This window comes from Sphaerisporangium sp. NPDC088356, from assembly GCF_040685555.1.
Taxonomy (GTDB): domain Bacteria; phylum Actinomycetota; class Actinomycetes; order Streptosporangiales; family Streptosporangiaceae; genus Sphaerisporangium.
In genome coordinates this window covers 1-13,258 of record NZ_JBFBIK010000159.1, presented here as the reverse complement: position 1 = coordinate 13,258, position 13,258 = coordinate 1, and the positions used below count along the sequence as shown (strand labels likewise).

Below are 13,258 nucleotides of genomic sequence, written 5' to 3'. Positions count from 1 at the left end.
CGCCAAGGGGCGGGCGGGCGGCGTTGGCCTTGGCGACGGCCTCGGCGAGGCGGTTCTGCGTGCCGCCCCGCCAGATGTGGCAGATGGCGAGGGCCAGGGCGTCGGCGGCGTCGGCGGGCTTGGGCATGGCGTCGAGCCGCAGAAGACGGGTGACCATGGTGCCCACCTGGGCCTTGTCGGCGTTGCCGTAGCCCGTGATCGCCGCCTTGACCTCCGAAGGAGTGTGGAGCGCGACGGGAAGGCGGCGGCGGGCGGCGCAGACGATGGCCACGGCGGAGGCCTGGGCGGTGCCCATGACGGTGCGGAGGTTGCTCTGGCTGAAGACCCGCTCGACCGCGACGGCGTCGGGCTTGACCTCATCGAGCCAGCGCTCGATCTCGGCCTCGATCGCGACCAGGCGCGCGCCGATGTCGTCGCCGGCGGGGGTGCGCGCGACCCCGACCTTGACCAGCTCCAGCGGGGCGCCCGCGCGCCCTTCGACGGCACCGAGACCGCAGCGGGTCAGCCCTGGGTCGACCCCCATCACCCGCAGCTCAGGTAGCCGCACCGGCAAGCCTCCCCAGAACGCCGAACACCTGTTCGGCCCCGAACTCTACCCCGGCCGCTCCGGCGGCGCACCACCAACACGCCGCGCCGGCAGCGGGCGGGCGGCCTCGGTCAGAAGTAGTCGATCATGTAGGGCCTGGCGGCGAAGGCGGTGTCGAGAACGTCGTCGGCGCCCGGCGTGCCGCCCGTGAGAAGCCCGGCGCGGCGAAGGGTGCTCGTCGGGACGCCCGCGAACAGGGCGGACATGCCGCCGATGGTGAGGCGGGGAGTGTTTCCGCCGGGGAGCGCGGGGTCGGCGGTGGCCGCGCCGGCGCCCGAGGAGATCGCCAGGTGCCACGCGCCCGAGTTGGCGGGACGCTGCGGATCGTCCACCTGGAGGACGATCTCGGCCGAGACTCCGGCTGGGTAGCCGCGCAGGCCGACGGCCGCGGCCAGGTCGACGAGGCGGAACATCCAGCGGGTCTGCTTCACCGAGTCGTACGAGCGCTCGCGCAGCAGCCACAGCACAGGGTCGTCGGGCTCGACGCTGGCCGTGACCGTCGTCGCCATGGACGAGGCCGTGCCCACAAGCGACCACAGTGCCCTCGCCGTCGCCTCCGACCCTGCGACGAGATTGTCGACGTCGATGTCCCCGTCGCTCCAGCGGTAGAGGACGAAGCCGTCGTCGGCGAGGTAGGCGAAGTCGTCCTCGTCGGAGAGCCACAGGCGGGCGATGCGCTCCTCCCAGCCGAGGGGCCCAGAGGCGCGCGTGGAGGCGTAGACGCGGTCGAGCACGCTCCGGAGCTCGGGGGCGTCGTCGGGGCCCATCCGCCTGAGCTTGACGCCGCCGTCGCGGGCGCTCAGCGTGCGAAGGGCCTCGGCGGGCAGCGTGATCCGGTTGCGCGCCCCGGCGTGCTCCCAGCCGAGGCTCCGGTACAGCGGGGTGGTCGCGGGGTAGAGCGCGGAGGCGACGTGGCCCAGCTCGGCGCAGCGCTCCAGCGTGGCGAGCATCAGGAAGCGCCCCACGCCGCGCCCTCGCTCCTCGGGGGCGACGGTCACGCTCGCCACGCCGCCCATCGAGAGCGGGCGGCCGTGCCACCACTGGTCGTAGCGGTTGATCCTGCTCGTGCCGATCAGGCGCACGCCGTCGAAGACCCCGAGGTAGCGCCCTTCGGCCAGGGAGGGCGTCACCATGGCCCGCCACGGCGCAAGGCTGCTCGCGGGCAGGGGGCCGAACGCCCGCTTACGGCTGTCGAGCACGGCGTCGAGGTCGTCGGGCGTCACATCACGGATCTCCACAACGGTCAAACCTATGGCGACCGCCCGGACCCGGTCGAATCCTTTTCAGTCCTCCACCTGGCCCGTTGCCGTGCGCATCCCGTCGCCGCCGGCGCGGCCGGGGGTGACGGGATGCGCACGGGACTAGTCGAGCTTCGCCAGGACGTCGTCGGAGACGTCGAAGTTGGCGTAGACGTTCTGGACGTCGTCGCTGTCCTCGAGGGCGTCGATGAGGCGGAAGACCTTGCGCGCGGAGTCCTCGTCGAGGGGCACGCTGAGGGTGGGCATGAAGCCGCTCTCGGCCGAGTCGTAGTCGATGCCGGCGTCCTGCAGCGCCTTGCGCACCGGGACCAGGTCACCGGCCTCGGAGACGACCTCGAAGGAGTCGCCCAGGTCGTTGACCTCCTCGGCGCCGGCGTCGAGGACCGCGGTCAGCACGTCGTCCTCACCGAGGTCGCCCTTGGGGACGATCACCACGCCCTTGCGGTTGAACATGTACGACACCGAGCCGGGGTCGGCCATCGAGCCGCCGTTGCGCGTCATGGCGACACGGACCTCGGAGGCCGCGCGGTTGCGGTTGTCGGTGAGGCACTCGACGAGCACCGCGACGCCGCCGGGCGCGTAGCCCTCGTACATGATCGTCTGCCAGTCGGCGCCGCCGGCCTCCAGGCCGCCGCCGCGCTTGCGCGCCCGCTCGATGTTGTCGACGGGCACCGAGCTCTTGCGCGCCTTCTGGATGGCGTCGTACAGGGTCGGGTTGCCCTCAGGGTCGGGACCACCCGTCCGGGCCGCCACCTCGATGTTCTTGATGAGCTTGGCGAAAAGCTTGCCGCGCTTGGCGTCGATCACGGCTTTCTTGTGCTTCGTCGTCGCCCATTTGGAGTGGCCGGACATCGGCTAGAGCTCCCTCACCATCTCGACAAAATACGAATGAACCCGCGTGTCCCCGGTCAGCTCGGGATGGAAGGACGTCGCGAGCAGAGGTCCCTGCCGGACCGCGACGATCCTATCTCCCGGCTCGGCCAGTCCCAGCACCTCGACATCCGCGCCCACCGACTCGACCCAGGGAGCCCGGATGAAGATGGCGCGCATGAGACCGCGCCCCGCGAAATCCAAGGATGCCTCAAAAGAGTCGACCTGTCGGCCGAAGGCGTTGCGGCGTACCACCATGTCGATGCCGCCGAGCGTCTGCTGCCCCTCGATGCCGCCCTCGATGCGGTCGGCCAGCATGATCATGCCGGCGCAGGACCCGTAGGTCGGCATGCCGGACTTGACGCGCATGCGCAGCGGTTCGAGCAGCTCGAACGCCTCGGCGAGCTTCCAGATGGTCGTGGACTCGCCACCGGGGACGACCAGCGCGTTCACCGCGTCGAGCTCGCCGGGGCGGCGGACGGCCACGGCCCTCGCGCCCGCGGCCTCAAGGGACCTGACGTGTTCACGCACGTCGCCCTGGAGGGCGAGCACGCCGATCGTCGGCGCAGAGGTCACCGGTGTTCCTCCCAATCACTGCTCGAATGCCCAAGGTGCCCGAGGCGGTACGGGCCGGCGCCCCCGGCGGTCGATCCTCCGATGGGCACGGGCTCGGCGCGGCACCGCGCACGCGGGTCCCCCGTGGGACGCGTGCGTCTCGAAAGCGTACGGCCATGCGGAACAACGCCCCAAACCGCCCGGGACTTCCCCTGGGAGGAGGGGGCGGGGTCAGGCCTGGCGGAGCAGTCCGGGGAGCCTGTCCGCGACGACGAACGTGGCCGCCGTCAGCGCCGGGGCGTCCGGGGTGCTGACGTAGCGCACGATCTTGAAGTCGGCGGTGAGCGCGGTGGGCTCGATCTTGACCATGATGTAGCCGCGGCGCCTGAGGTGGAACTTCAGGTGGGGGTTCTTGGCCAGCAGCGTGTCCCTGGCCCGGTTGGAGTCGTGTCCGTCGCCGCCGCTGGTGACCGAGGTGACGGCGAGCTCTGTGCCCACCACGCGCGAGGAGGGGTCGTCGTAGTCCAGAGCGAGGTCGCCGGCCCAGTGCGAGTGCACGTCCCCGGTGAGCACGATGGCGTTGCGCACTCCCGCGTCGACCCAGCCGCGGGTGACCCTGGTCCGCGACCCTGAATACCCGTCCCAGGCGTCCTGCCTGACCACCAGGCCCGATTCGGGACGCTTGTTACGCTGGCCGAAGAAGATCTGCTGGCCGACGACGTCCCACAGCGCCTTGGACTCCCGGAAGCCTTCGAGGAGCCAGCGCTCCTGCGCGGCCCCGGTGATCGTACGGGCGGGATCCCTGGACTCCGGGCATTCCTTGAAGCCGGCCGAGCCGCAGGCGTAGCCGTCGCGGTACTGGCGGGTGTCCAGCATGTGCAGGGTCGCGAGGCTCCCCCACCGCAGCCGCCGGTAGAGCTGGATGGCCGGTCCCGTGGGCTGGGCGGCCCGGCGCAGGGGCATGTGCTCGTAGTAGGCGCGGAACGCGGCCTCACGCCGGTCGGCCCGCAGCGTCTTCGTCCAGTTGTTGCGGACCTCGTGATCGTCCATGATCGCGACCCACGGCGCCGCCGCGTGGGCCGCCCGCAGGTCGGGGTCGGTCTTGTACAGCGCGTGCCTGCGCCGGTAGTCCCTCAGCGTGCGGGCCTCGGGGCCCTCGTGGTCGCGCACGTTGCCGCCCGGGCACTTGTGCTCGCCCTTGCCGTACTCGTAGATGTAGTCGCCCAGGTGCAGGATCAGGTCGGGGCGTTCCTGCGCCATCCGGGTGTAGACGGTGAAGTGCCCGTGCTGGTAGTTCGCGCACGAGGTCACCGCCAGGTTGAGCGCCCTCGGCAGCGTGCCGGGCGCGGGAGCGGTCAGCGCCCGCCCGATGGGCGAGACGTACGGCCCGGCCTTGAAGCGGTACCAGTACTCGCGGCCCGGGTCGAGCCCGGTGACCTCGGCGTGCACGCTGTAGGCCCAGTCGCGGACGGCCTCCTCGGTGCCGCGCCGTACAACGCTCGCGCAGGCCGGGTCGGTGGCGATCTCCCAGTAGACCGGCACCGGCGCCGGCGGCATGCCTCCGAGCCCGTCCTCGGCGAGAGGCACGGGCGCGAGGCGGGTCCACATGACGAATCCGTCGGGGGCGGGGTCGCCGCAGGCCACGCCGAGCGTGAAGGGGTTGCCATAGGAGACGCGCACGGGTGGCACCCCCGATGCCAGCCCCAACACGAGGAACGATCGCCTGTCGAGCACAAGACGATCATTAACTATTCACAGCAAACGCCGGGTATAAGGACACCCAGGTCAGAGGGGATATTTCCGGACGATCAGCATCATGCCTTCCCAGCACCGCGAACACGGCGCCGGGAAGGCGGAATGACGGCCCAGCGGGCCCCGAGGACTACCAGCCCCGGGTGGCGAGGCGCTCGGACTCGGGAAGGGTCGCGAGGTTGATGCCGACCATGGCCTCGCCCAGGCCACGGGAGACCTTGGCGATGACGTCGGGGTCGTCGTAGAACGTGGTGGCCTTGACGATCGCGGCCGCACGCTTGGCCGGGTCGCCGGACTTGAAGATGCCCGAGCCGACGAAGACGCCCTCGGCGCCGAGCTGCATCATCATGGCGGCGTCGGCCGGGGTGGCGATGCCGCCCGCGGTGAACAGCACGACGGGCAGCTTGCCGGTCTTGGCGATCTCGGCGACGAGCTCGTACGGCGCGCGCAGGTCCTTGGCGGCGGCGTAGAGCTCGGCCTCGTCGAGGGCGGCCAGGCGCTTGATGTCGCCGCGGATCTGGCGCATGTGGCGGGTGGCCTCGACGACGTTGCCGGTGCCGGCCTCGCCCTTGGAGCGGATCATCGCGGCGCCCTCGGCGATGCGGCGCAGGGCCTCGCCGAGGTTGGTCGCCCCGCAGACGAAGGGCACGGTGAATGCCCACTTGTCGATGTGGTTCGCCTCGTCGGCGGGGGTGAGCACCTCGGACTCGTCGACGTAGTCGACGCCGATGGCCTGGAGCACCTGGGCCTCGACGAGGTGGCCGATGCGAGCCTTGGCCATGACGGGGATCGAGACGGCCGCGATGATGCCGTCGATCATGTCAGGGTCGCTCATGCGCGACACGCCACCCTCGGCGCGGATGTCGGCGGGCACGCGCTCGAGGGCCATGACGGCGACCGCGCCGGCGTCCTCAGCGATCTTGGCCTGCTCCGGGGTGACGACGTCCATGATGACGCCGCCCTTGAGCATCTCGGCCATGCCGCGCTTAACGCGGGCGGTGCCGGTGACGGCGGTGTCGGTGACTTCGGGGGTGCTGCTGGACACGGTCTTTCCTCACGAGCGCGACAATGGGTTCTCGTCCCATGTTAGGCGCTGATCAGCGTGGCGCTTGACGGCCGATCGTCGCTTGTTCATGCGATCGTTGACATGGTGTACGGCCCGTGTCCCGCCCGGGAAGCGGCGCCGGGCGGTGAAGCCCGAGGTCGCGGCGGTCACGCGCACGGGCTCACGTCCGCCGGCTCAGGGCTGGACGGGCTTGGGGGCCGCGAGCACGATCCACACCTGACCGCGGCTGAACGTCATCGGCTCGCCGCCCTCGGTGGTGAACATCGTGCCCGCCCTCTCCGACGAGCGCGACCATTCGGCCTTGTAGGCCTTGCCGTCGCGCAGGACGACCGCCTTGCCGGTGCCGGTCGTCTGGATCAGCGGCGTGTAGCTTCCGGTGAAGTCGTGGAACTCCGACCTGGTGGTCTTGGCGTACTGGACGACGATGGTGGGCGCGCCGAGCTGCCCGCCCTCGGCCGCCATGTCCTTCTTGCCGTCCTGCGTCACCAGCCAGCGCTTCTGGGCGGCGGACCAGGTGAAGGTGAAATTGGCAGCCGGATATTTTACGGAGAATGACTTTTTGGCGGTTCCGCCCTCGGGCGCATCTCCGAACTCCAGGCCGATGTCCTTGGCCCGGGTCGCCTTGGGCGCCCCCGTCAGCAGCTTCTTGGTGTCGGCGAACAGGTTGTACGGGGCGACCCGGCCCGGCTGGCGGAAGTACGCGCCGGGGGCGGCGCTGTCGGAGACGTCGAACAGCGACGCCGCCCTGACCAGCGGGACCATCTTGCTCTGCACACCCGAGTAGGCAAGGGCGGGCTTGCCGAACATCGGCAGCAGGTGCAGGTCGGAGATGCGCGCGCTGCGTACGGGGCCGACCTTCTCCGGGATCTTGGAGGAGAAGACCGCCATCAGACGGGTCAGCCCACCCTCGACCTGCTCGACGAACACCAGGTCGGCGCTGCGCAGGCCGAGCTGCGGCTTGCCGGAGGAGGTGTTCTCGATCTTCACGGCGAGCACCGGCCTGCGGCTCGCCACCGGCTGCCCGGTGAACGGGTGCTCGGGCGGCGGCGAGGGCGTCGCCGCCGCCGTCCCCGCGGGCTGGGCCCCCTCGGAGGCCGGCGCGGCCCCACCGGACGACGAGCACGCCACCGCGGGCGCTAGAACGGCGGTTCCCGCAAGCGCGATGCCAATCACCCGTTTTACCCGCACAGCCCGGCTCCTCCCGATTTCTCCTGAAGCGCCATGAGCTTACCGATGGTTGGCAACAGGTTTCCGCTGGTACGCAGGAAGTTTCGTCGATTCACAGCCACGCCGCAGCAAAGCGCAGGTCATAGATCCTGGCGAAGGGCAAAGGAAGGGCCACGAGGGCCAGGCCGAGGGCCCGCGACGGCCCCTCAGGACTGCTGGGCGAACGACGCGGGCTCGTCGTCGTCGATCTCGAAGTACGACGGGTACTCGGTGTGGCCGGCCAGGCGCAGCGTGCGGGCCAGCCAGCGGCGCTGGGCCTGCCGGGTCACCTCCACCGCGTTGTTGTAGAAGCGGCGCGAGTAGATCACTTTCGTGACCGCGGTGTCCAGCTCGGCCATCAGGTCGGGCCCGGCCGGGGTCTCGGCCAGCCGCTCCCGGAGGCGCTCCTGGTCCATCACGGCGCGAAGGGCCCGCGACAGGTCGCTCTCGGCGTGCTCGCGCTCCTCCGGCCCCGCCGTGCGCGCCTCGTGCGTCGCCGCGGCCAGCACCAGGCTGGTGGCCGGGTCGAGCACCCGGGACGCCGCGAGCTCCATGCAGACGGCGGCCCGGCGTACGAGCGCCGCGTCCAGGGCGGCTCGGGCGGTCTCCAGCCGGATGTGCAGGCGGTCGAGCCGCCCGGCCCGCCAGGAGATGTAGACGGCCGCCAGCACGACCACCACGCCGACGACCAGGATGACCATCGTGGTCGTCACGAGGCCTCGCCCCCGCCGTGGGCCCGGACGCCCTCGGGCACCCGGCCTGGATGCTCCTCCTCAACGCCCCCGGCCGCGATCGCGGTGACCGTCTCGTAGACCCGCACGACATCACGGGCCACGGTCGACCAGTCGTACTTGCGCACGGCCAGGCGGGCCTCCCCGGCCAGCTTGGCGCGGCAGGCCGGATCGTCGAGCAGGGTGGCGGCCTCGCGGGCGAGCGACGCGGCGTCGCCGGTCACGAACAGCGCGCCCGCCTGCCCCTCCCCCAGCACCTTGCGGAACGCGGGGATGTCGCTGGCGAGCACGGCGGCCCCCGCGGCCATCGCCTCGGCGAGCACGATGCCGAAGCTCTCGCCGTGGGTGTTCGGCGCGCAGAAGACGTCGACGGAGTGGTAGGCGCGGGCCTTGTCCTCCTCGCTCACCATGCCGAGGACGCCGATGCGGTCGCGCAGCCCGGCGGGGACCCTGGCGAGCACGTCGTCGGCGTCACCGGGGCCCGCCACCAGCAGCCGCAGGCCGGGACGCTCGGGGGCGAGCATCGTGAACGCCTCCAGCAGCACCGGCAGGCCCTTGCGCGGCTCGTCCATGCGGCCGAGGAACCCGATCACGCCGCCGTCGGGGCCCCAGCCGGGCAGGGGCTCGGCCTCGGCGTACCTGCTCACCGTGACGCCGTTGGGGATGAGGACGGCGTCGCCCCCCATGTGCTCCACCAGGGTCTTGCGCGCGGCGTCCGACACGGCGATGCGGCCGGTGATCTTCTCCAGCGCGGTGTGCAGCACGGGCGCGGAGACGGACACGGCACGCGAGCGCTGATAGGAGGCGTGGAAGGTCGCGACGATCGGGCCCCGGGCGGCCCAGCAGGCCAGCAGGCCCACCGACGGGACGGCCGGCTCGTGCACGTGGAGCACGTCGAATCGGCCCTCGCGCAGCCACTTGCGCACGCGGTTGGCGGAAAGGAAGCCGAAGGCCAGCCGCGCCACCGAGCCGTTGTACGGCACGGGGATGGCGCGGCCGGCGGAGGTCACGTAGAACGGCAGCGGCGCGTCGTCGGACGCCGGAGCCAGCACCGACACGTGGTGGCCGTCGGCGATGAGCGCCTCGGCCAGGTCGCGGACGTGCGCCATGACGCCGCCGGGGACGTCCCAGGTGTAGGGGCAGACCATGCCGACCCTCATGGTGTGCTCACCGTGGTTCCAGGTCGTCGAGCCAGAGCCGCTGCAGCATGTGCCAGTCCTCGGGGTGCTGGGAGATGCCCTCCTGGAAGACGCGGGCCATGCTCTGCGTCATGACCGCGACCTTCTCCTGGCGGGTGCCCTCGGCGGGGACGGGGATCTCCTCGTGGATGTGCACGCCCCACCCGTCGCCCTCGAACCACAGCGTGGCCGGGTGCAGCGCCGCGCCGGTCTGGAGCGCCAGGAGCGCGGGACCGGCGACCATGCGCGTCGTGCCGTCGAAGAAGTCGACCTCGACGCCCTTCTCGGTCAGGTCGCGCTCGGCGGGCAGGCAGATGGGGCGGCCGGCCCGCAGCCGCTGGGCCAGGGTGCCGAAGGCGTGGGCGGTGCCGCCTCCCTTCGCGGTGAGCGGCAGCACCTCCATGCCGAGGCTCTCGCGGAACGCGACGAACCGCTCGTACAGCGACTCGGGCTTGAGCCGCTCCATGACCGTGGCGAAGGGGTAGCCCTTGTGGATCAGCCACGCGCCGGCGAGGTCCCAGTTGCCCATGTGCGGCAGGGCGAGCACGATGCCCCGGCCGGCGTCCACCGTGGAGAAGATCCTGTCCCCGTGGACGTCGTGCATGCCGCTGAGGATGCGCTCCTTGCCGATCACCGGCAGGCGCAGCGCCTCCATCCAGTAGCGGAAGTAGGAGCGCATGCCGGCCCTGCTGAGGTCGCGCACCGACGGGTCCGCGACGTCCTTGCCGGTCACGCGGGCGAGGTTCGATTCGAGGCGCCGCACGAGCTTGCCGTGCCGCCACCACATGAAGTCGGCGATGAGGCGAAAGGCCCACGCTGCCACCGGCTCGGGCAGCTTCGGCACGAGCACCCAGCCCAGGTGGTACGCCCAGGCAACGAGCCGATCAGTCAACGCGAGGTTCACCCCCAGAAGTCGGTAAGAAGACCTGTCCTAGAAGAAGAAGGCCATAAGTTCATGTTGTCACCGTCTGACGGTAAACGTGGAGAATCCGCTGACCGGCGGTGAAGGCGCTGGCCGCCGCGAGCAGCCACAGGCCCGCCGCGAGGATGTACGGCACGCCGAGCCCCCCGAGACCGGCGGCGACGAGCACGACCAGCAGCCGCTCGGAACGCTCCGCCAGGCCGACGTCGCAGCTCAGGCCGAGCCCCTCGGCACGCGCCTTGGCGTACGACACGACGGCCCCCGCGACCAGGCAGAACAGCGCGACGGCCGCGAGGACCGTCTCGCCCGTGGACATGAACCACAGGATCAGCCCGGAGAAGATCGCGGCGTCGCCGACGCGGTCGAGGGTGGAGTCGAGGAAGGCGCCCCATGTGCTGCCGGCCCCGAGCATCCTGGCGAGGACGCCGTCGAGCAGGTCGGCGAGGACGAAGAAGGTGATGACGACCGAGCCCAGGAACAGCTGGCCGCGCGGGTAGAAGACGAGCGCTCCCGCGGCGACGCCTAGCGTGCCGAGGAGGGTGATGACGTTCGGACTGATCCCCCGGCGGGCGAGCGCCCGGCCCAATGGGGTGAGCACGCGGGTGACGGCGGGGCGCAGGAGCTTCAACATCGCGGTCCGATCGTAGGCCACGTGGGACCCCTGGTTCGAACGAAGCCCCCGTGGTGACCTACCAGGAGCGAATCGTGTGCGAGAGAACGGGGAAGGGGGAAGGAAACAGAAGAGAGGGGAACGGCGGGCGAACACGCGAGCAAGTCCAGGAATCATTTAGCAAGCACTTTTGCCTGTTCCCTCTTGTGATCCGCGCCACAGAGGTAAAGGGTGAATGCACCGCGCTCTCTCGGGCGGCGGGCGCGGCGGCGGACGATGTGGCCGCGCGCGGCCGCATCTCACGGCGAAACGCGGGAGGCGACGTGCCGGAGAGAACCACGGGCGGAACATCAGGAGCCGCGGGCAGGGCACCCTCGGCCGACCGGCCGGATGCGGTGCGCAATGTCGCGCTGGTCGGCCATTCCGGATCAGGAAAGACATCGCTCGTCGAGGCCCTGCTGGCCGCGACGGGCACCATCCAGCGCACGGGACGGGTCGAGGACGGCACCACGGTCAGCGACTTCGACGAGGTCGAGGTGCGCCAGCAGCGCTCGGTGAACCTGTCGGTCGCGCCGGTGTCGTACAACGGCATCAAGATCAACCTGCTCGACACCCCCGGGTACGCCGACTTCGTCGGTGACCTGCGGGCCGGCCTGCGGGCGGCCGACGCCGCCCTGTTCGTGGTCTCCGCGGCGGAGGGCGTCGACGGGCTGACGCGCATGCTGTGGGAGGAGTGCGCCTCGGTCGGCATGCCACGGGCGGTCGTGATCACCAAGATCGACCACCAGCGCGCCGACTTCGACGACGTGGTCACCACCTGCCAGGACATCTTCGGCGACGGCGTGGCCCCGCTCTACCTGCCCGTCGTGACCAACGGCCACGTGAACGGCCTGATCGGGCTGCTGTCGCAGAAGTTCTTCAACTACGCCACCGGCACCCGCACCGAGAACGCCCCGGGAGCCGGCTACCAGGAGCAGATCGAGACGTACCGGGGCTCGCTGATCGAGGGCATCATCCAGGAGAGCGAAGACGAGTCCCTCATGGACCGCTATCTCTCGGGCGAGGACATCGACACCAAGGTGCTGATCGACGACCTCGAGAAGGCCGTGGCCCGGGGCGGCTTCTACCCCGTGCTCGCGACGTGCGCGACCCCCGGCTCGGGAGCGGTCGTCGGCATGCTGGAGCTGCTGGAAGTGATCACCGCCGGCTTCCCCTCCCCCATGGAGCACCCCCTGCCGGAGATCACCACGATCGACGGCCGGCCGGTCGACGGCCTCACCTGTGACCCCGACGGGCCGCTCGTCGCCGAGGTCGTCAAGACCACCAGCGACCCGTACGTCGGGCGCATCAGCCTCGTGCGGGTCTTCTCCGGCACGCTGCGCCCCGACATGGTGGTACACGTCTCCGGCCACGGCCTGGCCGAGCGCGGGCACGAGGACCACGACGTGGACGAGCGCATCGGCGCCCTGTCCTCGCCCCTCGGCAAGCTCCAGCGCACGACCACCAAGTGCGCCGCGGGCGACATCTGCGCGGTGGCCAAGCTCGGCCGGGCCGAGACGGGCGACACCCTGTCCGACAAGGACAACCCGCTGCTGGTCACGTCCTGGACGATGCCCGAGCCGCTGCTGCCCGTCGCCATCCGGGCCAAGTCCAAGGCCGATGAGGACAAGCTGTCGCAGGCCCTCGGGCGCCTGGTCGCCGAGGACCCGACCCTGCGCCTGGAGAACAACGCCGAGACCCGCCAGCTCGTGCTGTGGTGCATGGGCGAGGCCCACGCCGACGTGCTCCTCGACCACCTGGCCAAGCGCCACGGCGTCGAGGTCGAGCGGGTGGAGCTGAGGGTGCCGCTGCGCGAGAGCTTCGGTGGCAAGGCGCGGGGCATGGGCCGCAACGTCAAGCAGACCGGCGGGCACGGGCAGTACGCCATCTGCCACGTCGAGATCGAGCCGCTGGAGTCGGGCGGGGGCTTCGAGTTCGTCGACAAGATCGTCGGCGGGGTGGTGCCGAGGCAGTTCATCCCCTCGGTCGAAAAGGGCGTCCGCACGCAGATGGAGCGTGGCGTGCTGGCCGGCTACCCCGTCGTGGACATCCGGGTGACGCTGTACGACGGCAAGGCGCACTCGGTCGACTCCTCCGACATGGCGTTCCAGATCGCCGGGCAGCTCGCGCTCAAGGAGGCGGCGGCGAAGGTGCCCGCGTTGCTGCTCGAACCGGTGGATGAGGTCTCGGTGCTCATCGAGGACGAGCACGTCGGCACGGTGATGGCCGACCTGTCCTCACGAAGGGGGCGCGTTCTCGGCACCGAGCCCGTGGGCATCGGCCGCACGCTGGTGAAGGCCGAGGTGCCCGAGCTGGAGATCACCCGGTACGCCATCGACCTGCGGTCCATGTCGCACGGCACGGGCACCTTCCAGCGCGGCTTCCTGCGGTACGAGCCGCTGCCCTCCCATCTGGCCGACAAGCTCAGGTCGGCCCCGGAGTAGGCGGTTACGGCGGGCCACGTCCGAACGGCCGGCACGCGAG

12 protein-coding genes are annotated in these 13,258 nt (G+C 71.0%); 1 reads left to right on the top strand and 11 read right to left on the bottom strand.

What is annotated here, in order from left to right; genetic code table 11:
- The 11 genes from ruvC to pgsA all read right to left on the bottom strand — a co-directional run.
- On the bottom strand, positions 1–532 hold a 532-nt coding region (gene ruvC / locus AB0O34_RS33730), incomplete at its 3' end, for a crossover junction endodeoxyribonuclease RuvC (protein WP_363922501.1).
- Positions 533–657: 125 nt separating this feature from the next.
- The gene (locus AB0O34_RS33725) at positions 658–1,824 is read right to left on the bottom strand and encodes a GNAT family N-acetyltransferase (RefSeq protein WP_363922497.1); all 1,167 of its coding nucleotides are present in this window, start codon (positions 1,822–1,824) and stop codon (positions 658–660) included.
- 123 nt (positions 1,825–1,947) lie between these two features.
- Entirely contained in the window at positions 1,948–2,697 is a 750-nt protein-coding gene (locus AB0O34_RS33720) for a YebC/PmpR family DNA-binding transcriptional regulator (RefSeq protein ID WP_358558564.1), read from the bottom strand.
- A gap of 3 nt (positions 2,698–2,700) precedes the next feature.
- On the bottom strand, positions 2,701–3,291 hold the full coding sequence (gene pdxT / locus AB0O34_RS33715) for a pyridoxal 5'-phosphate synthase glutaminase subunit PdxT (protein ID WP_363922495.1): 591 nt from the start codon (positions 3,289–3,291) through the stop codon (positions 2,701–2,703).
- Positions 3,292–3,501: 210 nt separating this feature from the next.
- A complete protein-coding gene (locus AB0O34_RS33710; protein WP_363922493.1) occupies positions 3,502–4,950 on the bottom strand; it encodes an alkaline phosphatase D family protein in 1,449 nt (482 codons plus the stop codon).
- Between the two features lie 202 nt (positions 4,951–5,152).
- Complete coding sequence (gene pdxS, locus AB0O34_RS33705; RefSeq protein ID WP_363922491.1) at positions 5,153–6,067, bottom strand: pyridoxal 5'-phosphate synthase lyase subunit PdxS; 915 nt, start codon at positions 6,065–6,067, stop codon at positions 5,153–5,155.
- A gap of 195 nt (positions 6,068–6,262) precedes the next feature.
- A complete protein-coding gene (locus AB0O34_RS33700) occupies positions 6,263–7,276 on the bottom strand; it encodes a DUF3048 domain-containing protein (RefSeq protein ID WP_363922489.1) in 1,014 nt (337 codons plus the stop codon).
- 185 nt (positions 7,277–7,461) lie between these two features.
- Positions 7,462–8,007 (bottom strand): hypothetical protein, encoded by a 546-nt coding sequence (locus AB0O34_RS33695; RefSeq protein WP_363922487.1) that lies wholly within the window; start codon positions 8,005–8,007, stop codon positions 7,462–7,464.
- Entirely contained in the window at positions 8,004–9,185 is a 1,182-nt protein-coding gene (locus AB0O34_RS33690; RefSeq protein ID WP_363922485.1) for a glycosyltransferase family 4 protein, read from the bottom strand. Before AB0O34_RS33690 ends, AB0O34_RS33695 begins: the two co-directional genes overlap by 4 nt.
- Before the next feature lie 7 nt (positions 9,186–9,192).
- Positions 9,193–10,095, bottom strand: coding sequence for a phosphatidylinositol mannoside acyltransferase (locus tag AB0O34_RS33685; protein WP_363922483.1), 903 nt, complete (start codon positions 10,093–10,095; stop codon positions 9,193–9,195).
- A gap of 61 nt (positions 10,096–10,156) precedes the next feature.
- A complete protein-coding gene (gene pgsA / locus AB0O34_RS33680; protein ID WP_363922499.1) occupies positions 10,157–10,756 on the bottom strand; it encodes a phosphatidylinositol phosphate synthase in 600 nt (199 codons plus the stop codon).
- 302 nt (positions 10,757–11,058) lie between these two features.
- Here pgsA and AB0O34_RS33675 point away from each other — a divergent pair, with 302 nt between their 5' ends.
- Positions 11,059–13,218 carry an elongation factor G-like protein EF-G2 gene (locus tag AB0O34_RS33675; protein ID WP_363922481.1) on the top strand — a complete coding sequence of 720 codons (2,160 nt, stop codon included), beginning with the start codon at positions 11,059–11,061 and terminating at the stop codon, positions 13,216–13,218.
- Positions 13,219–13,258: the final 40 nt, after the last annotated feature.

Bases quoted from the DNA above. Each gene is read 5' to 3' on its own strand.
- AB0O34_RS33720 (WP_358558564.1), bottom strand. From the start codon at position 2,697: ATGTCCGGCCACTCCAAATGGGCGACGACGAAGCACAAGAAAGCCGTG.
- pgsA (WP_363922499.1), bottom strand. From the start codon at position 10,756: ATGTTGAAGCTCCTGCGCCCCGCCGTCACCCGCGTGCTCACCCCATTG.
- AB0O34_RS33690 (WP_363922485.1), bottom strand. From the start codon at position 9,185: ATGAGGGTCGGCATGGTCTGCCCCTACACCTGGGACGTCCCCGGCGGC.